Origin of the sequence: Mesorhizobium sp. M0563 (genome assembly GCF_040321065.1) — a bacterium.
Taxonomy (GTDB): Bacteria; Pseudomonadota; Alphaproteobacteria; order Rhizobiales; family Rhizobiaceae; genus Mesorhizobium.
In genome coordinates this window covers 78,508-102,458 of the sequence record NZ_JAMYQV010000015.1, presented here as the reverse complement: position 1 = coordinate 102,458, position 23,951 = coordinate 78,508, and the positions used below count along the sequence as shown (strand labels likewise).

Genomic DNA, 23,951 nt, shown 5'->3' with positions numbered 1-23,951 from the left:
TTAGTGCTTCGTCAAATGGATTTGGTTGGCGGAATTTCAAGCAGCCATGGAAAACGCAACCTTGATGGACGAGACCCTGAAGCGCGAGCTTTCCGCGCTGTATGACGCCGCGGATCGCCACTACCACGACCTTGGCCACATCGAGGCGATGCTGGCGCTAGCCAACGATTACAAGGCATTGCTGCATGATCCTGAAGCAGTCGAAGCGGCGATCTGGTTCCACGACGCGATCTACGACGGCCGCGCCAAGGACAATGAGGCGAGGAGTGCCACACTTGCCGAGACAAAGCTCGCCGGCCGCGCCGATGCACAACGCATCCGTCGCATCGCGGCGATGATCACTGCCACCGCCGGCCACGAATTGCCGTCCCTTGGCGACCAGCATTCCGTTCGTGACGCGGCGCTGTTCCTCGACATGGACCTGGCGATCCTGGGTGCTGCGCCTGACGTGTTCGACGCTTACGAACAGGCGGTTCGCCGCGAATATCAGTGGGTCGATGAGCCGATGTGGCGGGCCGGCCGTGCCGCTGTCCTAAAGGGCTTCCTCGCGCGTCCGCATATCTTCCATAGCGAGGAATTCCGCCGGCGCTTCGAAACCCAGGCCCGGCAAAACATGGCGCGCTCGCTCAGGGCGCTTGGCGATAACCTCAGCCCAGACAAATCCTAATCCGGAAACGTCTCCATGCGCTGCGCATAGGCCTTGAAACCGGCTCGCCCGTAGACAGATCGCGCGCCCGGATGATCGTGAGTGTCGGTGTGCAGCCAGACCCTTTCAGGTTCATGCGACCAGACGGCGCGCAGCGCCCGGTCGAGCAGGTATGGCCCAAGCTTGCGGCCCTGAAGAGCCGGAACGACCCCGAAATGGGCCAATTCGATAACCGGCTCGCCGACGCCCGTGAATTCGCATAGGCCGGCTGCTTCGCCGTCGACGCGCAGGACATGGATATGCGTCGACGGGCTGGCGAGAAGGCGCTCAAGGTCGCCCAAGGGCATGCGCAGCCGCTGATCCCATTGCACAGGTTCGCCAACGGCGCGGTAGAGGCTGATGTAATCAGCGACGCCAAGCGTTTCGCGCATCACCGCCGCGCCCGGTGCGGGTGCGGCAAAGCCGCCGCCGGACGGCGGCTCGGTCATCTCCAGATAGGTGACGACAAGATCGACCATGGCAACTCGCGCAGATTTGAAGCTGAGGGGTCGCGTCGGTCGCTTGCCTGCCGGAGGCTTGTCGAGATCAGGTGAATGCGCCAAAAGTCGATGCCATTGCCCACAGCATGAACCCCCCGGCCGCAAGCGACGCGCCATTGACCACGATGCCAGCCAGGCCGAGCACACGATTGTCGTCTGGGCGCCCCACGGCCATCAAGCCGAAGACCACGCCGATAAGATGTGCCAAAGGGCCGGCCATAAAAAATACCGCAGCGAAGAAGCCCGTCGCACTGTTCTGGAGCAGTGGGGAGGCGTCGCTCGGCATTGCTATCAACGCGGTGATCGCAATCGCCCCTGTCGCCAATGCGGCCAGCGCTAGAACAACGGACCATTCGCCGAACCTGCTTTTCGCAACGACGCCCGGCAAAGCGGCGTCGCTTCTTCCCCATTGTGCCATCGTACCCCCCCCTGCCCTCGTTCAGCGCGTGGCGGGTTTGAACCGATCCACAAGTCGCGCTTATTTACTGCTGTATCGTTGCAAAACCGCTAAGAACCCAGCTTCAGGCCCTATGGCCGCTTTGGGAGCCGTCCATCAAAGCGGATGCTCCCCATAAAACTCCAGCACACGCTGCTTGAAGGATTTGTCGCCGACCGCCAGCATGTGGTCGCGGCCTTCGATATGAAATGCCCTGGCGTTCGGCATCAAGGCAGCGAGTTCATCCGGCGAGCCGCCGATGTCGTCCTTGGTTCCCACCGCAATCAAGGTCGGCTGGGCAATGCGGGCAATGTCGGCCTCGCTCAGCAATTCGCGCGACGTGGCGATGCAGGCGGCGAGCGCCCGGCGATCGCTGCGGGTCTGGTCGGCGAAGGCGCGGAACGAGCGGCCGCGCGGGTCGCTGGTGCCTGCGGGATCCTCGGCCAAGAGGGCGTCGGCTATCGGATCCCAGTCGCCGACGCCGTCGACCATGCCGATGCCGAGACCGCCGAAGACCAGCGTCGCCACCTTGTCCGGCTCGGAGAGCGCCAGGAAGGCCGATATGCGCGCGCCCATCGAATAACCCATGACATGGGCGCGTTCGATGCCGAGATGGTTCAAAAGCGCTGCCGCGTCGGACGCCATTTTTGCCGGCGTGTAGTCTGCTTCGTCATAGCTTTTCGACGACGAGCCATGGCCGCGATTGTCGAAGGCGATCGCACGGTAGCCGGCATCGTTCAGCGTCTTGAACCAGCCGGGCGACACCCAGTTGACGTAGTGGCTCGACGCAAAGCCGTGGATCATCAGCACCGGATCGCCCTGCCCCGATGCTGGCTGGCGGTCAAGGAAAGCAAGCTCGAAACCGTCATGGGAGAAGAACTGCATCGGCCGAAGATCCTGCCCGTTCAGTCGGAATCGACATTCGGCGCATCGCCCTTGTCGGGCGGCGGCATGGCTGGCCCCGCCGCCGTGCCGATGGCCGGATGGCGCAGCAGGTCGCCGTCCTTGATGCCCTTTTTGGCGGCGGTTCCTGCCTTGAGCTCGAGCACGAAGCGCACCGGTTCGTCCGGCGAGATGATCGCCTCCGACTGCGGCTCGCCTTGCTTGATCGCCCGGATCCGGCCGTCCTGGCCGACGAAGATCAGGTCGAGCCGCAGCGGCGTGTTCTTCATCCAGAAACTCACATCCTGCGGCGCACCGAAGACGAACAGCATTCCGTGATTGTCGGCCATGTGGCGGCGGAACATCAGGCCGGCCTCGCGCTCGGCGGGCGTGTCGGCGATTTCGACGGAAAAAGAACGCTCGCCGGCCTTCGTCACCGCGACCAGCGGCGCCGGGTCGACCGGAAGGATCATCGCCTTGCCGTCGGCCGAACTCGGTTGCTGAAAATAGAAGAAGGCGCTTGTGGCGACGATGAGGAAAATCCCGGCGCAGAGCGCCGTCAGCCGGTTCCTGTGAGCCATATGAAATCCTCGGCCGGAACTAATGCGAGACCGGCAAGGTACCCATATCGGGGTGAATTTCGGCAGCCATAAGGCCTTTGTCGCCGCGTCCGAAGCGGACCAGCACCACCTGGCCCGGACGGAGTTCGGTGATGCCGTAGCGGCGCAGCGTCTCCATGTGGACGAAAATGTCCTCGGTGCCCTCGCCCCGGGTCAGAAAGCCGAACCCCTTGGTGCGGTTGAACCATTTCACCAGCGCCCGTTCGAGGCCGCTTTCCGGCGTCACCGCGACATGGGTGCGCTGCTCCTGCAGCTCTGCCGGATGCACCGCCGTGGTGACATCCATCGAGAGCACGCGGAAAGCCTGCAGCCCGCGCTCGCCCTGCTTGACCAGGCAGACAACGCGGGCGCCTTCCAGGGCGGTCTGAAAACCGTCCTTTCGAAGGCATGTCACATGGAGGAGGATGTCGCCCGAAGAACCATCATCGGGAAGGATGAAACCGTAGCCCTTGGCCACGTCGAACCATTTGATGGCGCCGGCGATTTCGACGAGATCGGCCGTATCGGCGCTCTCGTCCCGCTTCAACGCATCGCTACCGGCCCCGTCCCGCCCCATGAAAGAGGCCTTTTCCCCCATAAGAACGCCCCCTTTTTTCAAGAAACACCGCAACTGATTCTTGACGCCAGATTAACACCGCGGCTTCCGGTGTGTGCAAGACCTGACGTGCCTTTTTTCACGGTTCCATACAGGAATAGCGGATTTGTCGTTTGCCGGCGCCGGCAAGCGTGGCCAATTGCCCTTTGGCCGGGCCGCCCCTATGTTGCGCCGCAACGCAACATACGGAGGAAATCCATGCGCTATCTGCATACCATGGTCCGCGTCGCCGACATCGATGCTTCGCTCGATTTCTACTGCAACAAGCTTGGCCTGAAGGAAGTGCGCCGCCACGAAAGCGAGCAGGGCCGCTACACGCTGATCTTCCTCGCCGCGCCCCAAGACGAGCAAAGCGGCATCAGCGAGAAAGCGCCGCTGGTCGAGCTGACCTACAATTGGGATCCGGAAGACTACAAGGGCGGCCGCAATTTCGGCCATCTCGCCTATGAGGTCGACGACATCTACGCCACCTGCCAGCGGCTGATGGACAATGGCGTCACCATCAACCGGCCGCCGCGCGACGGCAACATGGCGTTCGTCAAATCGCCGGACGGCATCTCGATCGAGCTGTTGCAGAAAGGCCCGGCAAAGCCGAAGGCCGAGCCCTGGGCGTCGATGCCGAACACCGGAAGCTGGTAACCGATCACGCCATCTTGAGCGGACGTCGCCTGGCCCTGGTTCGGTTTCGCGTCCGCATTCCCAAGGAGAATTCATTCATGCCGACCAGCCATGTCGACGTCGCCACCGAACATGCCAGCCGCTATCTGCAGCAGCTGTGCAAACATTGGGCGCACAAATTCCCGGTCGAATTCGACCCGAACCACGGCAGCATCGATCTGACGCTCGGCCGCACTATTCTCGATGCCGACCCGACGGCGCTGCATATTGCGGTGACGACCGACGAGGCCGCCTCGCTCGAGCGCCTGGAAACGGTCGTCGCCGACCACATCAAGCGCTTCGCCTTCCGCGAAGAGCTGGCATTCGACTGGAAACGCGCTCCGGCCGCGTAGACGACCTATCAACCGCCGGCCTTGGCCATCTCCAGCAGCATCAGCACGGTGCGCCAATTGCGCGCCGTGCCGGGCACCTTCAGAACGCGCGGGATGAGATTGGCAAAGACCGATTTGCCGAGCCCGTCGGGCGCATGCAGGTAAAGCACGTCGCCCTTGATCTCGAAGCGTTCGGGCCCAGTGCATTTTTCCGCCAGCCGGGCGAACTCGTCGGCGGTCGGCTGGCGCTCCAGCGCATAGGCGTGCAGCTTGGTCGGCTCGCCCGCGACTTCCGGATAGGGATTTTCCGCCGCCAGCCGCTCGAGCCAGCCGAGATCGCGCACCATGATGCGCGAGTGGAATCTCCATTTCTTTTCGAATTCCGCTTCCAACCGCCTGGTCAGCATCGCCGCATCGCCATCTGGCGACCGGAAGACGGCGTTGCCGCTCTGCACATAGGTGGCGATATCTGAGAAACCGAGCTCCTCGAAGAATGACCTGAGTTCTGCCATTTTGACGATGCGATTGCCGCCGACGTTGATGCCGGAAAACAGCGCGACAAAAACCTTTCCCTGAGTGCTCGGAAGATCGTTGCCGCTCATATGATGAACCCGGCGAGCGTCTCGTTGTCGGTAATGTCCTGATAGTGGACGCTCTCGGCGTCGAAATTCGCCTTGAGCAGGTCGAAATTGCGGCGGTCCTTGGTTTCGATGCCGATCAGCACCGAACCGAAATTGCGCGCCGATTTCTTCAGATATTCGAAGCGGGCGATGTCGTCGTCGGGGCCAAGCAATTCGAGGAAATCGCGCAGCGCGCCGGGCCGCTGCGGAAAACGGATGATGAAGTATTTCTTCAAGCCCTCGAAGCGCAGCGCCCGTTCCTTCACATCCGGCAGCCGCTCGAAATCGAAATTGCCGCCGGACACGACGGCAACGATGGTCTTGCCCCTGATTTCCTTTTTGGGAAAATCTTTCAGCGCGTCGATCGCCAGCGCGCCGGCCGGCTCCAGCACGACGCCTTCGACATTGAGCATTTCGATCATGGTCGCGCAGAGCCGATTTTCCGGAATCAGCCGCACTGCGTCGGCGGCAAACTCCCTGAGGTGGCGCAGCGGCTCGCGGCCGATCTCGGCCACCGCCGCGCCGTCGACGAAATTGTCGACCTTGGCGAGCTTGACCCGCTTTCCGGCGGCGAGGCTCTCGCTCAGGCTCGGGGCGCCAGCCGGCTCGCAAAAGACGAAGCGTGTTTCACGCTGCTGGTCGGCGAAATAATGGGTGACGCCGGCGGCCAGGCCACCGCCGCCGACGGGCAGCATGACGATATCAGCCATGCGTGCGCCGGGCATCTGGCCTGATATCTCATAGGCGACGGTCGCTTGCCCTTCGATGATGTCCTTGTGGTCGAAAGGCGGCACCATGTGTGCGCCGGCAGTTTCGGTGAATTCGAGTGCGGCGCGATAGCAGTCGTCGAAGAAATCGCCGACCAGCCTGATCTCGACGAATTCGCCGCCGAACAGCCGCGTCTTGTCGATCTTCTGCTGCGGCGTCGTCACCGGCATGAAGACGACGCCCTTTTTGCCGAAATGACGGCAGACGAAGGCAAAGCCCTGCGCATGATTGCCGGCCGAAGCGCAGACAAACAGCTCGGCATTGTTGCCGGCGGCGAGCGACTTGCGGAAGAAGTTGAAGGCGCCGCGGATCTTGTAGGAGCGCACCGGCGTCAGGTCCTCGCGCTTCAGCAGCACCCGCGCGCCGGTCTTCTTCGACAGGTAGTCGTTTTCCTGCAGCGGCGTTTCCGGAAAGATCTCGCGGATCGCGGCAGCGGCGGCAGCGACGCGAGAGGAGAAACTGGTCATGGCAAGAGCACCCCACAGGCTAGCCGAATTCGGTCCCGCTATTGCATATCCGGCCTCGCGAAGCCATTGTCCGGCCACCCGAAAGGGTGTTCCCAAAACCTCGTTGGCCGTTAGGAGCGTCTGTTCATGCCTGTCGCATCGGTGGCCCGGAAAACCGTGTCGCTGCCGGAGTTCGGCGAGCCGACGGTGATGCCGCTGGTTACGCGCGCCACCTATGAGGCCCGCATCGCGGCACTGGTCGCGCGCGGCGGGTTCGATGCATTGGTCGTCTATGGCGACCGCGAACATGCGGCCAATGTCGCCTATCTCTGCGGCTACGATCCGCGCTTCGAGGAGACGCTGCTGGTCATCGTTCCCGGCAAGTCGCCGAAACTGCTGGTCGGCAATGAGGGCTGGGGCTATGCCGAAATCTGCGACGGGCCGTACGAGCGCGTGCTCTACCAGACGTTTTCGCTGCCGGCGCAGCCGCGCGACCGCTCGCAAGCGCTGGCCGACATCCTCGTCGATTGCGGCCTGAAGGCCGGCCAGCGCATCGGCGCCATCGGCTGGAAGCCGTTCGGCCCCGGCGATGCCGGTTTTGGCGAAACGACGCTCGACCTGCCGTCCTTCATCGCCGACACCTTGCGCAGCCTTGCCGGCGACAAGAATGCCGTAACGGGGGGCGTGATCGTCAACGCGGCGAACCTTTTGATGAACCCTGCCGACGGCCTGCGCGCCATCAACGAGGCCGACCAGCTGGCCGCATTCGAATTCGCCGCGACCTATTCCTCGCAAGGCCTGCGCAATGTCCTGCAAGGCATCGAACCCGGCATGACCGAATTGCAGGCGGCGCGGCTGATGGGCATCAACGGCCTGCCGCAATGCTGTCATCCGATGCTGTCGGCCGGCAGGCGTGCGGCCTATGGCCTGCCGAGCCCGCGTCTTGACGTCATCGAGCGCGGCGACCCCATCACCATGGCCTACGGCATCCAGGGCTCGCTCAACGCCCGCGCCGGTTTTCTGGTCGAGGACGCGGCCGAGCTTCCAAGGGGCATCCAGGACTATGTCGAGAAGCTGGTCGCGCCCTATTTCTGTGCCGTCGTCGACTGGTACGAGACGGTCGGCATCGGCGTTCCCGGCGGCGCGTTGTGGCAAGCGGTGCACGATCGCATCGGCGCTCCGTTCTTTGGCGTGTCGCTCAATCCCGGCCATCTCATCCATATCGACGAATGGATGCATTCGCCGATATTTTCCGGCTCCGACATCAGATTGAAGTCGGGCATGGCCTTCCAGGTCGACATCATCCCGGCGACCGGCACCGATTATTTCACCACCAACATCGAGGACGGCATCGCGCTGGCTGACGAGGCGCTGCGCGAAGAGATCGCCGCGCGCTATCCCGAAGCCTGGCACCGCATCGAGGCGCGCCGCGCCTTCATGACCGACGTGCTCGGCATAAGGCTGAAGCCGGAAGTGCTGCCCTTTTCCAACATTCCGGCCTTCCTGCCGCCGTTCTGGCTTTCGCGCAACAGTGCGATGGCAGTCGAGCGGCGCTGAGCGCATTTCGGCGCCTGCGACTTACTTCCGCCGCACTTCGGCTGTCCGGGAGATGCGGCGGAGGTGGATGGGCCTTTGGTTAGGCCGGAGTGGAATTGCTTAAGTGCCCTTGAAGACGATTTGCATCATTGTCCTTGCCGCGCTGCTCGCCGGCTGCGGCGGCCGCCAAACCGAGGAACTGCTCGGCAGCGCCATGATGGCGGTGCCGGTGACGGAAATCGCCGGCAACCACTCGATCTTCATCGCCACCACGCGCAAGCGCTCCGACGATCCCAACAAGGTCTTCGACGGCGAGCGCTCGGCGACGCTGAACTATGCCCGCGTCAACGTCACCGTGCCCGGCATCCACAAGACAGGCCAGATCGAGCGGCGCTCGCGCGGCAAGTCGGACGATCCGGCCAAATACTTCATGGCTTCCGAGGTCGTCGGTTACGACACCCAGCCGAAATTCTCCAGCGCGCTCAGCGCCGACATCGCGGCGCGCGGCGGCCGCGTCATGGTCTTCGTCCACGGCTACAACACCGGCTTCGACGCCGCCGTCTATCGCGTCACCCAGATCACCCATGATTCCGGCTATCCGGGCACGCCAGTGCTGTTTTCCTGGGCGTCGGGCGCCAAGACCACCGACTATGTCTACGACAAGGAAAGCGCCAGCGTTGCCCGCGACCAGCTGGAAGTGACGCTGAGAATGCTGGCGCAGACCGGCGCGCGGCGCATCGACATCGTCGCCCATTCGCTGGGGACCTGGGTCACCATGGAGGCGCTGCGCCAGCTCGCCATCACCGGCGACCGCGATCTCGGCGGCAAGCTCGGCGACGTCGTGCTGGCCTCGCCCGACATCGACGTCGACGTGTTCAAGAGCCAGATGCGCCGCTACGGCAAGCCGAACAAGCCGTTCATCCTGCTGCTCTCCGACGACGACCGGGCGCTGCGGCTGTCCGGCCTGATCGCCGGCGCGCGGCCGCGGGTCGGCGACTACAAGGACGCCGCCGACCTCGCCAGCTATGGCGTGTCGGTCGTCGATCTCTCCAGCGTCAAGGGCGCCGACCGCTTCAATCACACCAAATTCGCCGACAACCCGGAATTGGTGCAGTTGATCGGCCAGAAGCTGCGCGAGGATGACGGGTTTGCCAGCGACCGCGAGGTGACCGACCGCATCGCCTCGGTCGGACAATAGCTGCATTGCGCGGCAGTGATTGTTGACCATGCCGCACCATCGGAACAGTTTGAACTGGACCGTGCCGGCCTCTGCCTCTATCGAATAGGCCAAGACGTCTCCGGCTCGACGTCGCCTTTGCGGGAGCCCGCGTGACCGTGCCTTCGAAGATCTTTCTCGTCGTTGCGTTCGCGCTCGCGCTGGCAGGCTGCGCCGGCCAGAACACGCATGATCTGCTTAACAAGACGACGATCACGGTGCCTGCTGCCGATATCGCGGCGACGCATAAGATCTTCGTCGCCACAACCCGGCAAAAGGCAACAAAGGAGCCCCGGCAGGTGTTCGACGGCGACCGCTCGCCGACCACCAGCTTTGCCAGCGTCGAGGTGACCGTTCCCAAGGTCCACCAGGTCGGCGCCATCGAACGGGTCAAGGGCTCGGCCAACAGCAATCCGGCGAAGGATTTCACGGCGACCGGCGTCACCTTCTACGAAGGCGCGCCGCAATTCGCCAAGGCGGTCGGCGCCGACATCGCCATGCGCGGCGACCGCGCGCTGGTTTTCGTGCACGGCTTCAACAACGGCTTCGACGACGGCATCTACCGGCTGACGCAGATCGCGCACGACACCAAATACCCGGGCACCCCGGTGCTGTTTTCGTGGGCGTCGAGCGGCAAGACGACCGGCTACATCTACGACAAGGAAAGCGCCAACGCGGCGCGCGACGATCTCGAAGCGACGCTGCGCATGCTCGCCAAGAGCCGCGCCAAGAGCATCGACATCATTGCCCATTCGATGGGGACCTGGGTGACCATGGAAGCGTTGCGCCAGCTTGCCATCACCGGCGACCGCGACCTCGGCGGCAAGCTCGGCTACGTCATCCTGGCCTCACCCGACATCGACGTCGACGTGTTCAAGAAGCAGATGATCCGCTACGGCAAGCCAGACAAGCCGTTCGCCGTGCTGCTTTCGGGCGACGACCGGGCGCTCAGGCTGTCGACCCTGATCTCCGGCGACAAGCCGCGCGTCGGCGACTATGGCGATGCAGCCGACCTCGCCAGCTATGGCGTCTCGGTGGTCGACCTGACCAAGACCAAGGGCGGCGACCGGCTGAACCACGCCAAATTCGCCGACAACCCGTTCCTGGTGCAGTTGCTCGGCGACCGCCTGCGCGCCCCGGCCGGCCTCGCCTCCGAAGAGACCGCGCCGGCCCAGCTCGACAATCTCGGACAGGGCCTCGGCAAGGCCGTCGGATCGGTCGCCGAGATCGTCATCACCACGCCGTTCAAGGTGCTGACCATCGCCACCGGCGGGTGAAGCGGCGCGCGGGCGGCATTCAGACGAATAGATCAACCTTCTGGAACGTCGTCACGTCGATCAGGCCGACGTCGGAAATCCTGAGCTCGGGGATGACGACCAGCGCCAGCAGCGAGTGCTGCATGTAGGCGTTGTTGAGTGAGCAGCCCATCTGGCGCATGGCGTCGCTGAGTTTGTCCGCCTTGGCGGCGACGATTTCCGCCCGCTCGTTCGACATCAGCCCGGCGATCGGCATTTCGACCAGCGCCAGCTCCTTGCCGTTGGAAAACAGCACGACGCCGCCGCCGACCTCGCCCAGCCGGTTCACGGCCAGAGCCATGTCCTGCTTGTTGGTGCCGACGACGATGATGTGGTGGGCATCGTGCGCCACGCTGGAGGCCATGGCGCAGTCGCCGATATAGCCGAAGCCGGAGACGAAGGCGTTGGTGACGCCGCCCGTGCCCTTGTGGCGCTCGACCAGCGCGATCTGGCAGACATCGTTGCGGCGGTCCATGGCGACCAGCCCGTCCTCCACCGCAAGATCGGCCTCCAGCGCCCGCGTCGGCGCCTGGTTCTCGATGACGCCGATGACGCGCACCCGCACCTCGTTGGCGCCCTTGGGTGCCGCGATGTCGAAATCGCCGGCTTTGAGCTTCTTGCCGAGCTTGACGGTGTTCTTCGCCGTCCGCGGATAATTATAGGCCGGAATGTCGACTTCGAGCTTGCCGCCCTTGGCCAGCCTGACGCCGCGGCCATAGACTTCGTCGATGGTCATTTCGGCCAGGTCGGAGACGATCAGCAGATCGGCGAGCCGTCCAGGTGCGATCGAGCCGATCTCGCGTTCCAGCCGGAAATGCTGGGCGGTGTTGAGCGTCGCCATCTGGATCGCCGTCACCGGCTTCAGCCCTTGGCTGATGGCGTGGCGCACGACCCGGTCCATATGGCCTTCATGCACGAGGGTACCGGAATGGCTGTCGTCGGTGCACAGGATGAAGTTGCGCGGGTCGAGCCCGCTCTCCGTCACCGCCTTGATCTGCGAGGCGACGTCATACCAGGCCGAGCCCAGCCGCAGCATTGCCTTCATGCCCTGGCGGACGCGGGCGATGGCATCCTCGGCGCGCGTGCCTTCGTGATCGTCCTCGGGGCCGCCGGCGACATAGCCGTGGAACGGCAGGCCGAGATCGCGCGAGGCATAGTGCCCGCCGACGGTCTTGCCGGCCCTCACCGTCGCGGCGATCTCGCCCGACATCACCGGATCATTGGCGGCGACGCCGGGGAAATTCATCACCTCGCCGAGCCCGATAATGTTTTCCCAGGTCATCGCCTCGGCAACGTCGGCGACGGTCAGCTCGGCGCCGGCATGCTCCAGCCCCGGCGCCGACGGCACGCAGGACGGCATCTGCACATGCACGTTGACCGGCATGGCGACCGCCTCGTCATGCATCAGCCGCACGCCCGGCAGGCCGAGCACATTGGCGATCTCGTGCGGATCGATGAACATCGAGGTGGTGCCATGCGGGATCACCGCGCGGCAGAATTCCGTCACCGTCACCATGCCGCTCTCGACATGCATATGCGCGTCGCAAAGTCCCGGCACCAGATAGCGGCCGCCGGCATCGACCACCTTGGTGCCCTGGCCGATGGCATGGCCGGCATTCGGCCCGCAATAGGCGAAGCGGCCGCCGGCAATGGCGATGTCGGTGCCGGCGATGATCTCGCCCGAATGGACGTTGACCCAGCGCCCGTTGCGGATGACGAGATCGGCGGGTTTGCGGCCCATGGCGACATCGACCAGATGCGTCGCCATCTCGGCCCAGGGTTTTGGTTTCGTCGCACTGGCGGTCTTCGGCATCAACAGGCTCCTCTTTGCCCGACTGTGCCAAGCCGCGAGGATTTTGACCAGCGAGGAAGTAAGCGCCGACGGCGAAGTTGCAGATCTCCCCCCTTGAGGGGGAGATGTCGCCGAAGGCGACAGAGGGGGTCGGGACATCCTGACGCGAACCTTTACCGCGAACAAAACAGGCTGGCGCGCGACGACCCCCTCTGGCCTACCCTCTTTGCCACAACTTGCCATCTCCCCCACAAGGAGGGAGATCGATGCGCCATGGCTTTCGCCAATCGCCAAGGGCATTTTGCGTCGGCCGCAGCAACTTTGTTCTTGCTTTGTGCCGGCAGCTATGCTACTAATTTGGGTATGGTGCTAATTGGCTCCAACGACCCGCCTCCCGAGGCGGGTTTTTTGTTTTGGCGCCATTCATCGCAAAATGGCCCAAGCAGACGATTCCGTTGCGGCCAATCAGCTTTTTGCCGCGTTAGCGGATCTTACTGAATCGACGGTCGCGGAGTTTGACGCACTCCATCGTTCGAGCCTTCAGCCGGTTCAATCAATTCGATCCCGAACTGTCACTTCTTGCTCGGATCGTCTGCCGGGTTGACGTAGGTGATCTTGAATGGCCCCTCGCCATGAACCTGGATGATCGTATCGCTTGTCGTCCAGGCGAAGTGATTCATTGCGGCCGGTGCGACGCCGAAGCCGCCAGCAGTCAGTTCGACGCCTTTCGCCTCGTCGAGCTTATCGCCCATTCCGATATGGAAGTTGCCGGAAAGCACCGTTATGTATTCCGCGGTGGGATGACTATGTGCGGCAATTTTGTAGCCGGCGGGTGTCTTCAACCGCAGCACAAAGGCGCCGTCCTTTGAGGGATCTCCAGAGACAACAGCCATTTCCGCGCCAGCGGGAATGACAGCAGGAGCAGGACCCCATTTGATATCTGCGGCGTTCATCGGCATCTCATCGGCAAACAGAGGCGCCGTCCCAACAAGCAGCAGTGCCAGAGCAGAGGCAAGCTTGAGCATGACAATCTCTCCAGTGGTTGTAGAGGACGGCGTCGAGTAGCGGGTCGAGTAGCGGCGCGCCGATCCACTTGCCACTTCGAGCCTACCAGGGCAGAGCGCCCGAACGCATCCTGCGAACGGGGGACGCGCATTCGCGGTAGCCGCGGAAGCTGCCGCTAAAAACATTTCCAGGTGAAACGATTTTGTTTGTATCTCTGTAGGTGATGGCCTCGCTAGCTTCGAGTGCCAGATTTGTCGACGGCAGAAGACGGCTTGACGGCCTTTGGCTGCCGGCTGAAAAGGGCTGGCCTGCGGACGTGGCGGAATTGGTAGACGCAAGGGACTTAAAATCCCTCGATCTCTGATCGTACGGGTTCGATTCCCGTCGTCCGCACCAAACCAACCCTAAACGTGACTGCATTTTTGCTAACAGAGGATACCCTCCATAGTAGACAAAGGTACTGGATGAGAGCAGTTTAGCGGGCAATCTTCGGGGGGAGAGTCGTGACCGCAGAAATTTGCGTAATGAATAGATTGGCGGTCGTTCTAGCAGCTGATAGCGCGACCACTGTGACATATTGGGGCGAAAACGGCCGCGAAGAACGTTACTTCAAGGGCGCCAACAAAATATTCCAGCTGTCAAACAGTCACCCTGTCGGAGTGATGATCTTTGATTCTGCCGATCTTCTCAAAGTGCCGTGGGAAGTTGTTATCAAGGATTTTCGGCGGTATCTAGGTGATAAATCGTTCAACTCGGTCGCTGAATATGCAACTGAGTTCTTTTCATATATCGATGGGAACAATACAATGTTCCCTGCTTCTGTGCAGCACGAGGCATTTCTCGAAGCAGTTCGCTCGGCCATTTTCACGATGCTAGTCGTGCCCTCGCATAATTCAAAAATTCCGGAAGATCAAAAGAAAGCGGTTCAAGACGCGGTTGCCGCGAAAGAAAATGAGCTTGCGGGCGTCAACATATTGCCATGCATCGACGAGAAAAATCTCGAAGAGGCCATAATTTCTGTTCGCGACGAGATGATAGCGTACGTAAGAGATTTGATTTCTACATTCAAATTGCCGGAAGTTGATGACCTTGAGAAGCTTATTACCGTTGCGGTGACAGATGTCTTCAAACAGCCTCAGGATCACATGAGCACTGCTGGCTTGGTCTTCGCTGGTTTCGGCGATCGCAACGTATTTCCGTCGATGGCGCCATACACGTCATTCGGAATGCTCGCCGGTCACCACGTCCACCTGGCCGGTGAAAGCATCAACATTGACCACGAGTTGCCCGCCTGGATGGAGCCGTTTGCGCAACGAAACATGGCTGACACTTTCTCGGCGGGCGTCAGTAGAGACGTCTACTCGTCCACAATGGGTGCTGTAGTTGAAGGGCTTGCGTCATTTATTGATGAACTTGGAAAGGCGGTTGGCTTCGATCCGGCCAAAATTGCAAACCTCGGCGATCTTATAGGCCAAGCACGGAAAGCGATCAGTGACGCTGTCATGGACCGCGCTCGAAAGGAGCACGCTATTCCGATGCGTCGGATCCTTGGGGCATTGCCGGTCGACGAACTCGCAGAATTGGCTGAAACCTTAATCAATCTTCAATCGTTGAAGGAAAAGGTGACGAAGCCCTCGGCATCTGTCGGCGGTCCTGTTGATGTGGCCGTGATTACGAGGTCAGAGGGTCTGGTGTGGATCAAGCGCAAGCATTACTTTGATCCTGCCATAAATTCGCGTTACATGGCTCGCCAGCAAGCGACCTAACGGTGATTCCGACGGGAGTGCGCAGACATGAAGGCAAAGGACACTGGACAGAGCATGAAGGACAAGAGAAGCGAAGGCGCAAAAAGAATTCTCGAGCAAGTCGCTACAGACCGTTTTTCGAAAGATACCGAGCAAGCGTATCGCGATTTTGTCGACAGCATAAATCGCTCAAAAGACGCCGATATGGAGCGCGCACTGACGCTGCGCTAACGATCTCAAATTGCAACGGCAGGATTCCAGTGCCCGCCTGACATCCACCACCCATCACCTCCCAATCGGGTTCAGCTTCAAATGCTGGATCAAAATAATCGTCTTGGCGTCGAGGATCCGACCGTCGTGGATGCCGGCCAGCGCCTCGTCGAGCGGCATTTCCAAAACTTCGATGTCCTCGCCTTCGTCGTGGGCGCCGCCGCCGTCGGAAATGCGGTCGGCGGGCGAGTAGCGGGCGACGAAGAACCAGAGCCGCTCGGTCACGCTGCCGGGGCTCATGTAGGGTGAAAACAGCCGCTGCACGTCCTTCAGGCGGTAGCCGAGTTCTTCCTCGGCCTCCTTGCGGATGCAGGTTTCGGGATCGTCTTCGTCGAGCAGGCCGGCACAGGCCTCGATCAGCGGATCCTTGTGGCCGGTGACGTAGGCCGGATAGCGGAACTGCCGCACCAGAAGCACCGTCGAACGCTCCGGATCGAAAGGCAGGATCACCGCGCCGTCGCCGCGATCGTAGGTCTGGCGGGTGTGCGTTTCCCATTTGCCGTCGCGCCGGCGGTAGTCGAAGACGGTCTTTTTCAAAACCGCCCATTCGTCGGAAAGGACTTCCTCCGAGCGGATGCGAATGCGATCTTCCATGGTGGACTCCCTGCTGCCGCGGCAAGGCGTAGCCGCGAACGCCCGTTCGTGCAATCCGGCCAGCTATTGGTCCAGAGCACCGTTTCACCGTCTCGTGTCTGGCGCTGGCACAATCGGCTGCCTAAATAGCGGCAACCCTTCGCGGAGTTTTTTATGACCTCATCGCTTTTCCAGCCGATCACCCTCGACGGCCTGACCTTCCCCAACCGCATTGCCGTTGCGCCGATGTGCCAGTATTCGGCCGACGACGGCTCGGCCAGCGATTGGCACCTCTATCACTGGATGAACCTGGCAATGTCGGGTGCCGGCATGGTCACCGTCGAGATGACCGAGGTCGAACGGCGCGGCCGCATCTCGCATGGCTGTCTGGGCCTCTATTCCGAGGACAATGAGGCGGCGGCGCGACGCACGCTGGATGCAGCCAAGCGTGTCGCCGCGCCGGGCACGAAATTCGGCACGCAGCTTGCCCATGCCGGCCGCAAGGCCTCCAACCGGAAACCCTGGGAAGGCGGCGGCCCGCTGCACGCCGATCAGGATCCGTGGCCGATCGTGTCGGCCTCGGCAATCGCCTACGACACCGGCTGGCAGGTGCCGCGGGCGCTGGAGGACGACGAGATCCTGCAAATCATCGAACGCTTCGCCGAAGCAGCCCGGCGTGCCGAGCGCGCCGGCTTCGACTTCATCGAGCTGCATGCCGCGCATGGCTATCTGATCTTCCAGTTCCTGTCGCCGCTCTCCAACCGGCGCACCGACCGCTGGGGCGGCTCGCTGGAAAACCGCATGCGTTTCGCCGTCGAAATCGCCAAGGCGGTGAAGCAGGCGGTGCCCAGACTGATGCTGGGCGCGCGTCTGTCGATCAAGGAATGGGTCGATGGCGGCTTCGACGTCGAGGATGCGATCGAAGTGGCAAAAGCGCTGAAGGAAGTCGGCGTCGCCTATCTCTGCTGCTCGAGCGGCGGCAATTCGCCGTTGCAGAAGCTGCCGTCCGGACCCGGCTACCAGGTTCATCTGGCCGAAGCGGTGCGCAAGGGCGCCGGCATCGCGACGCGGGCCGTGGGCCTGATCGACGATCCGAAACAGGCCGAGGCGATCGTCGCCGACGGGCGCGCCGACATGGTGGCGCTGGCGCGCGCCTTCCTTGCCGATCCGCGCTGGGGCTGGCGCGCCGCGGCCACCTTCGGCGAAAAAATCCACCCGGCGCCGCAGCTTGCCCGCTCGGTGACGACGATGCAGCATTGGATGAAGGCGGCGAACTGACGGGGCGGGTTCTCACCTCGCTGGACAGGGAACCATAGCTTCGCTTTGATCCTCTGCCGGTGTAAAGTGGCGAGGGCCGCGGCTGGGCGCGGCAGGTTGGGGGAGCAGAGACATGTCGTTCAGGGGGATTTCCATTGCGGCTGCTGCCGCGGTTTTGGCCGGGCTGTCGTTTGCCACATCGACGCCGGCCGGGGCGCAATATTGCGAAGGCACGGTGCACGGTCTTTCCAGGCACTACAATCTGGCAACGGGAAGCGGCTTTCTCGCCGTTCGGGCCCGGCCGAACTCGTCGTCGCGCATGATCGGGCAATTGTTCAACGGCGACCAAACCGAGATCTTTGACCGTCGCGGAAACTGGTACCAGGTCGATTTCGGCGGCCGCGCCGGCTGGGCGAATGCGCGCTGGCTGCGCAACGACTGCGGCTATTGAGGTATTTTCGCCTGAGCTAAAATAGCTGTTGCAACCAAATCGGCCGCTCCGCGTTGGCGGCGATGATGGACAGCAAGCCATTTGAAAAGCCGGTCGTGGTCGAACTCGGCCATGTCGGCAAATATCGGCATATCCGCAGCGCCCAGGAGGCGGCGGAGTGCCTGATGACGGTCTGGCCACTCAATCGCGGGCCGCGTCATCGTGATGCCCTCGACACTTGCCTAAAAGTGCTGGAAGGTTATCGTTCGACGGCCGATGCACGCCGGGCACTGATCGAAGCCGCCAGGGAATCGGACGTGCTGGTTACGGACGACAGGCTGCCAAACGACAGACTGGCCGACGATAGGCTGCATTGAGGCAACGGGCTTTCAACCGGAGGGTTTCATGGCGAAACTGACCTACAAGATCGTCGAGCATGACGGAGGCTGGGCCTACAAGGTCGGCTCGACATTCTCCGAAACGTTCCCCACCCATCAGGACGCGTTGCGCGCCGCCGAGATCGCTTCCGCCGAACAGCAGGTCGCCGGCAACACCGACGGCATCCAGTACGAGGACGCCGACGGCAAATGGCACGACGAGCTCGCCGACGGCCGCGACCGGCCGCAGACCGAGGTTTCGGATTAGGGTGTGTCGATATCCAGGTGATGCCGGCGTGCTTTACAGGTCGGTTTGGTAGCGCTACCGTCTCACATCGCGCGTGACCGGGGAGGAGCCTGGGCGCTGTCGCGGGCCAGGCAAGAAAGCGGTTTCCTTCGAAGTCGTTGCAGGAATCAGTCGGGAGGAGATCGATGGCGTCTGTCGCAATCGGCGATGTCTACAAGTCATTTGGGACCGTCGAGGTCCTGCACGGGGTCAGCGTCGATATAAACGACGGCGAGTTCGTCACGTTGGTCGGTCCTTCGGGTTGCGGAAAGTCGACCCTGCTCAGGATGATCGCCGGCCTGGAAAAGATCTCGCGCGGCCAGATCGCGATCGGCAAACGTATCGTCAACAACGTTGCGCCAAAAGAGCGCGACGTCGCCATGGTTTTCCAGAACTATGCGCTCTACCCACATATGACGGTCGCCGAGAACATGGCGTTCTCGCTGATGCTCAAGGGCGTTCCCAAGACGGAGAGCGATGCCGGCGTGCGGCGCGCGGCCGAAATCCTGGGACTGGTGCCGCTGCTCGACCGGTATCCGCGCCAGCTTTCCGGCGGCCAGCGCCAGCGCGTCGCCATGGGCCGCGCGATCGTGCGCGATCCGCAGGTCTTCCTGTTCGACGAGCCGCTCTCCAATCTCGATGCCAAGCTCCGGGTGCAGATGCGCGCCGAGATCAAGGAACTGCACCAGCGCCTGAAGACGACGACGGTTTACGTCACCCACGACCAGATCGAGGCGATGACCATGGCCGACAAGATCGTCGTCATGCACGACGGTATCGTCGAGCAGATCGGGCCGCCGCTCGAACTCTACGACCGGCCGAACAATCTTTTTGTCGCCAGCTTCATCGGCTCGCCCGCCATGAACATGCTGAGGGGCGAGATCGTAAGCGACGGCTCGCCGTCGTTTCGCGGCGCCGGAGGGATTTCGGTCCCGTTGGCCTCGGCACTTTCCATCGGCAATGGTGAGCCGGTCGTGCTGGGGATACGGCCCGAGCATTTGCGGCTATCCGACAATCAGGGCATTCCGGTCACTGTCGTGGTGGTCGAGCCGACAGGGTCCGAAGTGCAGCTCATCGGCCGAACCGCCGGCGGCGAGGAGATCGTCGCCAATTTCCGGGAACGGCATTCCTTCACGCCGGGCGAAACCATCTGGCTTACGGCCGAGCCTGGCCTCATCCATCTCTTTCACGGCAAAACCGGACAGCGGTTCGAAACACCCATCAAGCAGTAGGACGGCACGGACAATAAGCAGGAGGAAGCGAGCATGAAATTCACCAGACGCGACGTGATCCGCACCACCGCCGGCGCTGCGGCGGGAGCCTTGGGAAGCCGGCTCATCGGCTCTCCCGCCTTTGCCCAGGAGGGATTGAAGTACAAGCCCGAGGACGGCGCCAAGCTCAGGCTGCTGCGCTGGTCGCCCTTCGTGCAGGGCGACGAGGATCAATGGCTGGCCAACACCAAGCGCTTCACCGAAGCGACCGGTGTCGAGGTCCGCGTCGACAAGGAAAGCTGGGAGGACATCCGTCCCAAGGCAGCGGTCGCCGCCAATGTCGGCTCCGGCCCGGACTTGATGTTGGTCTGGTTCGACGACCCGCATCAATATCCCGACAAGCTGCATGACGTGACGGAACTGGGCGAATATCTCGGCTCGAAATATGGCGGCTGGCACGATGGACCGAAGCAATATGCGACACGGCAAGGCAAATTCCTCGGCCTGCCGCTGGCCACCATCGGCAATGCCATCGTCTATCGTGAAAGCTGGGTGAAGGAGGCCGGCTTCTCCGAATTTCCGAAGGACACGGCAGGCTTGCTCGAGCTTTGCAAGGCATTGCAGGCGAAGGGACACCCGGCCGGCTTCACGCATGGCCACGGCGTCGGCGACGGCAACAACTACGCCCACTGGCTGCTATGGAGCCATGGCGGCCAGATGGTCGACGAGAGCGGCAAGGTGACGATCAACAGCCCCGAGACGCTGAAGGCGATCGAATACGCGCAACAGCTCTACAAGACCTTCATTCCCGGTACCGAAAGCTGGCTCGACGTCAACAACAACCGCGCCTACCTGGCCGGCGAATTGAGCGTGATCGCCAATGGCATTTCCGCCTACAACACCGCCAAGATCAACAAGGACAAGGATCCGAAACTGACCGAAATCGCCAAGGACACGCGCACGACCAACCTGCCGATCGGTCCTGTCGGGAAATCCGTCGAGCTGTTCCAGGTGACCACGGCCGTGATCTTCGACTACACGCCCTACCCCAATGCGGCCAAAGCCTATCTGCAGTTCATGTTCGAGGAACAGCAAATGTCGCAGTGGATCACGTCCTCGGCGGGCTATTGCTGCCAGACGCTCAAAGCCTTCGACAACAACCCGGTGTGGACGGCCGATCCGAACAATGCCGCCTACGCCAAGGCCTCGGCGACGCTGCGGCCCAACGGCTATGCCGGCCCGCTCGGCTATGCTTCGGCGGCGACCATGGCCGACTATGTGCTGGTCGACATGTTCGCCAAGGCGGTGACAGGCCAGGCGACGCCGCAAGAAGCGATGGCAGAAGCCGAGAAGCGCGCAAACCGCTACTATCGCGTTTGAGCGGATTCAGCCGGGCAGCCATGCTGCCCGGCTTCGAATCGCGCATGGCCGCCTGGCCGATCAATGAGACTTAGAGGAGCCGACCCATGGCCGTGACCTCCGCTGCCGCTCAGCCACCCCGGTCGACGCTGTCGCGCATTTTGACGTTCGTGTCTGAAAGTCATAACGCGCTTGGCTTCGGCTTCATGCTGCCGGCGGCGGCGCTGCTGCTGGTCTTCCTAACCTATCCGCTCGGGCTCGGCGTCTGGCTCGGCTTCACCGATGCCCGCATCGGCCGCCCCGGCATCTTCATCGGCATCGAGAACTACGAATATCTGTGGGATGACGCCGTCTTCTGGCTCTCCGTCTTCAACACCTTGCTCTACACGATCAGCGCCTCGATCCTGAAGTTTGCGCTAGGCCTCTGGCTGGCGCTTATCCTCAACCAGAACCTGCCGCTCAAGTCGTTCTTCCGCGCGATCGTCCTGCTGCCCTGGGTGGTGCCGACGGTGCTGTCGGCCATCGCCTTCTGGTGGATCTACGATTCGCAGTTCTCGATCCTGTCCTGGGCGCTTATGGAAATGGGCCTGATCGACCATCGCATCAACTTCCTCGGCGATCCGGAGAATGCGCGCGCTTCGGTCATCGCCGCCAATGTCTGGCGCGGCATTCCTTTCGTGGCGATCACGCTGCTTGCCGGCCTGCAGACGATTCCGCAGTCGCTCTACGAGGCCGCCACGCTCGACGGCGCCAGCCGCTGGCAATTGTTCCGCTATGTGACGCTGCCGCTGCTGACGCCGATCATCGCCATAACCATGACGTTTTCGGTGCTGTTCACCTTCACCGATTTCCAGCTGATCTATGTGCTGACGCGCGGCGGGCCGGTGAACGCCACCCATCTGATGGCGACGCTGTCGTTCCAGCGCGGCATTTCCGGAGGCCAGCTTGGCGAAGGCGCCGCGATCGCAGTCGCCATGATCCCGTTCCTGCTGGCGGCGATCCTGTTCAGCTACTTTGGCCTGCAACGCCGCAAATGGCAGCAGGGCGGCGGAGATTGACATGACCGCGATCGAAACGAGCAAACGCCCCGAACTCGACGAAGGCGGCATGGGCTACCTGCAGAGTGTGCCGCGCCGCGTGGTGACGGTTTACCTGCCGTTGCTGATATTCGTCATCGTGCTGTTGTTTCCGTTCTACTGGATGACGATCACGGCGGTTAAGCCCAACCTCGAGATGACCGACTACGCCAATTTCAATCCATTCTGGGTGGTGCATCCGACGCTCGAGCATATCCGCTATCTTCTCTTCGAGACGTCCTATCCGGGCTGGCTGCTCAACACGATCATCATCTCGACCGCCGCCACTTTCCTGTCGCTGCTGGCAGCAGTGTTCGCTGCCTATGCGATCGAACGCTTGCGGTTCTCCGGGGCGCGGCAGGTCGGCCTCGCGGTGTTCCTGGCCTATCTCGTGCCGCCGTCGATCCTGTTCATTCCGCTGTCGGTGATGGTGTTCAACCTTGGGCTTTACGACACGCCCTTCGCGCTCATCCTCACCTATCCGACCTTCCTGATCCCGTTCTGCACATGGCTGCTGATGGGTTACTTCCGCTCGATCCCGTTCGAGCTGGAGGAATGCGCGCTGATCGACGGGGCGAGCCGCTGGAAGATCCTCACCAAGATCGTGCTGCCGCTGTCGGTGCCGGGCCTGATTTCCGCGGGCATCTTCGCATTCACGCTGTCATGGAACGAGTTCATCTACGCCTTGACCTTCATCCAGTCGTCCGAAAACAAGACTGTGCCGGTCGGCGTGCTCACCGAACTGGTGCGCTCGGACGTCTATGAATGGGGGGCGCTGATGGCGGGAGCGCTGATCGGCTCGCTGCCGGTGGTGGTGCTCTATTCGTTCTTTGTCGAGCACTATGTTTCCTCGATGACCGGAGCCGTGAAGGAATAAGTTCGGAGGTATTCCCGGCGGCCGGGATGTCCCGAGGCACCCTGCCGGCCGAGGCTGCGGCGGGCTGCACACCTTTGCGTGAGGTTCCGGGAGCGTGTCAGCTGCTGGTGTCGGACTTCGGCGCAAATGCGCGGTCGGCAATGCGTTCGATGAAAGCGACGACCCGTTCCGGCCCGACGAATTGTGGCATATGGCCAAGCCCCTCGACCGGCTCGAAATCGAGCCCGCTGATCTTTTCCATCAGCGGCCAGCCATGGATATCGATGGCCAGCACGACGTCGGAAGCACCAAACAGAATGCCAGCCGGCATGGTGATCTCGCGATAGCGTTGCTCGATACGGCCAAGGTCGTGCTCGATGGCCACGACATCGGTCGACGTTGCATAGAAATGGCTTGGCCTGAGCCCGCACCAGCCGCCGCCCTCGACCATATAGTCGGCCGGCGTCGCCTGCGGCGCGAAAATGAAGGCCAGCGTGCGTTCTGCGTATCTGAGAGCCGCCGGGATCGCCACCGTGTGAGCCATGATCCGGCGCCGCAGCGGCGACTGAATGTATAACGGGCCGAACTTCTCGCGCGCGTCCGGCTCCAGATGGGTCAGCGGCGCCAGCAAGGCGATACCGGAAACCGCCTCGGGATGCTCGACAGCCAGCGTCAGCGCGATGGCGCCACCCAGCGAATGGCCGACGATCAGCGGCTTTTGCAGTCCAAGCGCCTCGATAAAATGCCGCACGATCTCGGCCTGCTCGGGTAGCCGCCCGCTGGCGCCCCTGGCCCGCACCGAATAGCCGGAACCCGGACGGTCGAGCGCGATCAGCCGATAGTTCGGGCCGAACCGTCCGAACAGCGTGTGGCGGAATTGATGAAGCTGCGCGCCAAGGCCGTGCAGGAAGACGATCGGCCGCCCCTCGCCCATCTCGAAATAATGGATGCGATTGCCGTCGATCTCGATGAATTTACCGCTGGCCGGCACCAGCCTTTCGGCTTTCGCCGCAATCCGCAGCGTCGCCAGCACAGGATAAGCTGCCACGACGAGCGCCAGCAGAAACAGCGCGCCGGGCAGCCATAGAAGAATCGATACCGGCATGTTCTTGCTCATGGCCCAAAC

Annotated in this window: 27 protein-coding genes and 1 tRNA gene; 17 read left to right on the top strand and 11 right to left on the bottom strand. The window is 62.3% G+C overall.

What is annotated here, in order from left to right; translation table 11 throughout:
- The first annotated feature begins 46 nt into the window (after positions 1 to 46).
- Positions 47 to 667: an HD domain-containing protein gene (locus tag NKI50_RS19665; RefSeq protein WP_352641172.1), complete on the top strand. Its 621-nt coding sequence runs from the start codon at positions 47 to 49 to the stop codon at positions 665 to 667.
- On the opposite strand, the gene NKI50_RS19660 is transcribed toward NKI50_RS19665, so the two are convergent.
- The 5 genes from NKI50_RS19660 to NKI50_RS19640 all read right to left on the bottom strand — a co-directional run bounded on the left by NKI50_RS19660 (position 664) and on the right by NKI50_RS19640 (position 3,700).
- Complete coding sequence (locus NKI50_RS19660; protein WP_352717358.1) at positions 664 to 1,164, bottom strand: GNAT family N-acetyltransferase; 501 nt, start codon at positions 1,162 to 1,164, stop codon at positions 664 to 666. The genes NKI50_RS19665 and NKI50_RS19660 overlap by 4 nt on opposite strands.
- Positions 1,165 to 1,231: 67 nt before the next feature.
- Positions 1,232 to 1,603, bottom strand: coding sequence for a hypothetical protein (locus tag NKI50_RS19655; RefSeq protein ID WP_352641170.1), 372 nt, complete (start codon positions 1,601 to 1,603; stop codon positions 1,232 to 1,234).
- A 135-nt stretch (positions 1,604 to 1,738) separates the two neighbouring features.
- Entirely contained in the window at positions 1,739 to 2,506 is a 768-nt protein-coding gene (locus NKI50_RS19650; protein WP_352481128.1) for an alpha/beta fold hydrolase, read from the bottom strand.
- 20 nt (positions 2,507 to 2,526) lie between these two features.
- The gene (locus NKI50_RS19645) at positions 2,527 to 3,084 is read right to left on the bottom strand and encodes a DUF192 domain-containing protein (protein WP_352717355.1); all 558 of its coding nucleotides are present in this window, start codon (positions 3,082 to 3,084) and stop codon (positions 2,527 to 2,529) included.
- 19 nt (positions 3,085 to 3,103) lie between these two features.
- Entirely contained in the window at positions 3,104 to 3,700 is a 597-nt protein-coding gene (locus NKI50_RS19640) for a cold-shock protein (RefSeq protein ID WP_502895906.1), read from the bottom strand.
- A gap of 216 nt (positions 3,701 to 3,916) precedes the next feature.
- Here NKI50_RS19640 and gloA point away from each other — a divergent pair, with 216 nt between their 5' ends.
- Both gloA and NKI50_RS19630 read left to right on the top strand, forming a co-directional pair.
- Positions 3,917 to 4,357, top strand: a complete 441-nt coding sequence (gene gloA, locus NKI50_RS19635; RefSeq protein WP_352481131.1) for a lactoylglutathione lyase — start codon at positions 3,917 to 3,919, stop codon at positions 4,355 to 4,357.
- A gap of 77 nt (positions 4,358 to 4,434) precedes the next feature.
- On the top strand, positions 4,435 to 4,728 hold the full coding sequence (locus NKI50_RS19630) for a DUF2218 domain-containing protein (protein ID WP_352481132.1): 294 nt from the start codon (positions 4,435 to 4,437) through the stop codon (positions 4,726 to 4,728).
- Positions 4,729 to 4,736: 8 nt separating this feature from the next.
- Here NKI50_RS19630 and NKI50_RS19625 read toward each other — a convergent pair whose 3' ends face one another.
- Positions 4,737 to 5,309, bottom strand: coding sequence for a DUF1697 domain-containing protein (locus tag NKI50_RS19625; RefSeq protein WP_352641165.1), 573 nt, complete (start codon positions 5,307 to 5,309; stop codon positions 4,737 to 4,739).
- Positions 5,306 to 6,562, bottom strand: a complete 1,257-nt coding sequence (gene ilvA / locus NKI50_RS19620) for a threonine ammonia-lyase IlvA (protein WP_352481133.1) — start codon at positions 6,560 to 6,562, stop codon at positions 5,306 to 5,308. The genes NKI50_RS19625 and ilvA overlap by 4 nt, the downstream gene beginning before the upstream one ends.
- Positions 6,563 to 6,688: 126 nt before the next feature.
- On the opposite strand from ilvA, the gene NKI50_RS19615 reads away from it, so the two are divergent.
- The 3 genes from NKI50_RS19615 (at position 6,689) to NKI50_RS19605 (ending at position 10,570) form a co-directional block, all read left to right on the top strand.
- Entirely contained in the window at positions 6,689 to 8,098 is a 1,410-nt protein-coding gene (locus NKI50_RS19615) for a hypothetical protein (protein WP_352641163.1), read from the top strand.
- 103 nt (positions 8,099 to 8,201) lie between these two features.
- A complete protein-coding gene (locus NKI50_RS19610; protein ID WP_023717444.1) occupies positions 8,202 to 9,275 on the top strand; it encodes an alpha/beta hydrolase in 1,074 nt (357 codons plus the stop codon).
- 131 nt (positions 9,276 to 9,406) lie between these two features.
- Positions 9,407 to 10,570 (top strand): alpha/beta hydrolase, encoded by a 1,164-nt coding sequence (locus NKI50_RS19605; protein ID WP_352495838.1) that lies wholly within the window; start codon positions 9,407 to 9,409, stop codon positions 10,568 to 10,570.
- Positions 10,571 to 10,589: 19 nt separating this feature from the next.
- Here NKI50_RS19605 and ade read toward each other — a convergent pair whose 3' ends face one another.
- Positions 10,590 to 12,401, bottom strand: a complete 1,812-nt coding sequence (gene ade, locus NKI50_RS19600) for an adenine deaminase (RefSeq protein WP_031193529.1) — start codon at positions 12,399 to 12,401, stop codon at positions 10,590 to 10,592.
- 551 nt (positions 12,402 to 12,952) lie between these two features.
- Entirely contained in the window at positions 12,953 to 13,405 is a 453-nt protein-coding gene (locus tag NKI50_RS19595) for a cupin domain-containing protein (protein ID WP_352717352.1), read from the bottom strand.
- A 290-nt stretch (positions 13,406 to 13,695) separates the two neighbouring features.
- On the opposite strand from NKI50_RS19595, the gene NKI50_RS19590 reads away from it, so the two are divergent.
- The 3 genes from NKI50_RS19590 to NKI50_RS19580 all read left to right on the top strand — a co-directional run bounded on the left by NKI50_RS19590 (position 13,696) and on the right by NKI50_RS19580 (position 15,361).
- Positions 13,696 to 13,781 (top strand) — tRNA-Leu (locus tag NKI50_RS19590).
- Positions 13,782 to 13,888: 107 nt separating this feature from the next.
- Entirely contained in the window at positions 13,889 to 15,151 is a 1,263-nt protein-coding gene (locus NKI50_RS19585) for a hypothetical protein (RefSeq protein ID WP_352641159.1), read from the top strand.
- 27 nt (positions 15,152 to 15,178) lie between these two features.
- The gene (locus NKI50_RS19580) at positions 15,179 to 15,361 is read left to right on the top strand and encodes a hypothetical protein (RefSeq protein WP_352474057.1); all 183 of its coding nucleotides are present in this window, start codon (positions 15,179 to 15,181) and stop codon (positions 15,359 to 15,361) included.
- Positions 15,362 to 15,415: 54 nt separating this feature from the next.
- On the opposite strand, the gene NKI50_RS19575 is transcribed toward NKI50_RS19580, so the two are convergent.
- Positions 15,416 to 15,994: an NUDIX domain-containing protein gene (locus NKI50_RS19575; RefSeq protein ID WP_352641157.1), complete on the bottom strand. Its 579-nt coding sequence runs from the start codon at positions 15,992 to 15,994 to the stop codon at positions 15,416 to 15,418.
- Between the two features lie 153 nt (positions 15,995 to 16,147).
- On the opposite strand from NKI50_RS19575, the gene NKI50_RS19570 reads away from it, so the two are divergent.
- The 8 genes from NKI50_RS19570 to NKI50_RS19535 all read left to right on the top strand — a co-directional run bounded on the left by NKI50_RS19570 (position 16,148) and on the right by NKI50_RS19535 (position 22,846).
- Entirely contained in the window at positions 16,148 to 17,251 is a 1,104-nt protein-coding gene (locus NKI50_RS19570) for an NADH:flavin oxidoreductase/NADH oxidase (protein ID WP_352495830.1), read from the top strand.
- Between the two features lie 112 nt (positions 17,252 to 17,363).
- On the top strand, positions 17,364 to 17,681 hold the full coding sequence (locus NKI50_RS19565) for an SH3 domain-containing protein (RefSeq protein ID WP_023717438.1): 318 nt from the start codon (positions 17,364 to 17,366) through the stop codon (positions 17,679 to 17,681).
- Positions 17,682 to 17,743: 62 nt separating this feature from the next.
- Positions 17,744 to 18,037 (top strand): DUF982 domain-containing protein, encoded by a 294-nt coding sequence (locus tag NKI50_RS19560; RefSeq protein ID WP_352641155.1) that lies wholly within the window; start codon positions 17,744 to 17,746, stop codon positions 18,035 to 18,037.
- 28 nt (positions 18,038 to 18,065) lie between these two features.
- A complete protein-coding gene (locus NKI50_RS19555; protein ID WP_023674770.1) occupies positions 18,066 to 18,305 on the top strand; it encodes a DUF2188 domain-containing protein in 240 nt (79 codons plus the stop codon).
- A 164-nt stretch (positions 18,306 to 18,469) separates the two neighbouring features.
- The gene (locus NKI50_RS19550; RefSeq protein WP_352495828.1) at positions 18,470 to 19,555 is read left to right on the top strand and encodes an ABC transporter ATP-binding protein; all 1,086 of its coding nucleotides are present in this window, start codon (positions 18,470 to 18,472) and stop codon (positions 19,553 to 19,555) included.
- 33 nt (positions 19,556 to 19,588) lie between these two features.
- The gene (locus NKI50_RS19545) at positions 19,589 to 20,914 is read left to right on the top strand and encodes an ABC transporter substrate-binding protein (RefSeq protein ID WP_352495827.1); all 1,326 of its coding nucleotides are present in this window, start codon (positions 19,589 to 19,591) and stop codon (positions 20,912 to 20,914) included.
- Between the two features lie 185 nt (positions 20,915 to 21,099).
- Positions 21,100 to 21,951 carry a carbohydrate ABC transporter permease gene (locus tag NKI50_RS19540; protein ID WP_502899482.1) on the top strand — a complete coding sequence of 284 codons (852 nt, stop codon included), beginning with the start codon at positions 21,100 to 21,102 and terminating at the stop codon, positions 21,949 to 21,951.
- A 1-nt stretch (position 21,952) separates the two neighbouring features.
- On the top strand, positions 21,953 to 22,846 hold the full coding sequence (locus NKI50_RS19535) for a carbohydrate ABC transporter permease (protein ID WP_352717348.1): 894 nt from the start codon (positions 21,953 to 21,955) through the stop codon (positions 22,844 to 22,846).
- Positions 22,847 to 22,943: 97 nt separating this feature from the next.
- Here NKI50_RS19535 and NKI50_RS19530 read toward each other — a convergent pair whose 3' ends face one another.
- A complete protein-coding gene (locus NKI50_RS19530; protein WP_352717346.1) occupies positions 22,944 to 23,942 on the bottom strand; it encodes an alpha/beta fold hydrolase in 999 nt (332 codons plus the stop codon).
- Between the last annotated feature and the right edge of the window lie 9 nt (positions 23,943 to 23,951).

Coding starts and splice junctions, on each gene's coding strand:
- NKI50_RS19660 (WP_352717358.1), bottom strand. CDS start 1,164: ATGGTCGATCTTGTCGTCACCTATCTGGAGATGACCGAGCCGCCGTCC.
- NKI50_RS19580 (WP_352474057.1), top strand. CDS start 15,179: ATGAAGGCAAAGGACACTGGACAGAGCATGAAGGACAAGAGAAGCGAA.
- ade (WP_031193529.1), bottom strand. CDS start 12,401: ATGCCGAAGACCGCCAGTGCGACGAAACCAAAACCCTGGGCCGAGATG.
- NKI50_RS19645 (WP_352717355.1), bottom strand. CDS start 3,084: ATGGCTCACAGGAACCGGCTGACGGCGCTCTGCGCCGGGATTTTCCTC.
- NKI50_RS19565 (WP_023717438.1), top strand. CDS start 17,364: ATGTCGTTCAGGGGGATTTCCATTGCGGCTGCTGCCGCGGTTTTGGCC.
- ilvA (WP_352481133.1), bottom strand. CDS start 6,562: ATGACCAGTTTCTCCTCTCGCGTCGCTGCCGCCGCTGCCGCGATCCGC.
- NKI50_RS19595 (WP_352717352.1), bottom strand. CDS start 13,405: ATGCTCAAGCTTGCCTCTGCTCTGGCACTGCTGCTTGTTGGGACGGCG.
- NKI50_RS19650 (WP_352481128.1), bottom strand. CDS start 2,506: ATGCAGTTCTTCTCCCATGACGGTTTCGAGCTTGCTTTCCTTGACCGC.
- NKI50_RS19640 (WP_502895906.1), bottom strand. CDS start 3,700: ATGGGGGAAAAGGCCTCTTTCATGGGGCGGGACGGGGCCGGTAGCGAT.
- gloA (WP_352481131.1), top strand. CDS start 3,917: ATGCGCTATCTGCATACCATGGTCCGCGTCGCCGACATCGATGCTTCG.
- NKI50_RS19575 (WP_352641157.1), bottom strand. CDS start 15,994: ATGGAAGATCGCATTCGCATCCGCTCGGAGGAAGTCCTTTCCGACGAA.
- NKI50_RS19535 (WP_352717348.1), top strand. CDS start 21,953: ATGACCGCGATCGAAACGAGCAAACGCCCCGAACTCGACGAAGGCGGC.
- NKI50_RS19630 (WP_352481132.1), top strand. CDS start 4,435: ATGCCGACCAGCCATGTCGACGTCGCCACCGAACATGCCAGCCGCTAT.
- NKI50_RS19540 (WP_502899482.1), top strand. CDS start 21,100: ATGCTGCCGGCGGCGGCGCTGCTGCTGGTCTTCCTAACCTATCCGCTC.
- NKI50_RS19615 (WP_352641163.1), top strand. CDS start 6,689: ATGCCTGTCGCATCGGTGGCCCGGAAAACCGTGTCGCTGCCGGAGTTC.
- NKI50_RS19665 (WP_352641172.1), top strand. CDS start 47: ATGGAAAACGCAACCTTGATGGACGAGACCCTGAAGCGCGAGCTTTCC.
- NKI50_RS19530 (WP_352717346.1), bottom strand. CDS start 23,942: ATGAGCAAGAACATGCCGGTATCGATTCTTCTATGGCTGCCCGGCGCG.
- NKI50_RS19545 (WP_352495827.1), top strand. CDS start 19,589: ATGAAATTCACCAGACGCGACGTGATCCGCACCACCGCCGGCGCTGCG.
- NKI50_RS19555 (WP_023674770.1), top strand. CDS start 18,066: ATGGCGAAACTGACCTACAAGATCGTCGAGCATGACGGAGGCTGGGCC.
- NKI50_RS19625 (WP_352641165.1), bottom strand. CDS start 5,309: ATGAGCGGCAACGATCTTCCGAGCACTCAGGGAAAGGTTTTTGTCGCG.
- NKI50_RS19560 (WP_352641155.1), top strand. CDS start 17,744: ATGATGGACAGCAAGCCATTTGAAAAGCCGGTCGTGGTCGAACTCGGC.
- NKI50_RS19655 (WP_352641170.1), bottom strand. CDS start 1,603: ATGGCACAATGGGGAAGAAGCGACGCCGCTTTGCCGGGCGTCGTTGCG.
- NKI50_RS19570 (WP_352495830.1), top strand. CDS start 16,148: ATGACCTCATCGCTTTTCCAGCCGATCACCCTCGACGGCCTGACCTTC.
- NKI50_RS19550 (WP_352495828.1), top strand. CDS start 18,470: ATGGCGTCTGTCGCAATCGGCGATGTCTACAAGTCATTTGGGACCGTC.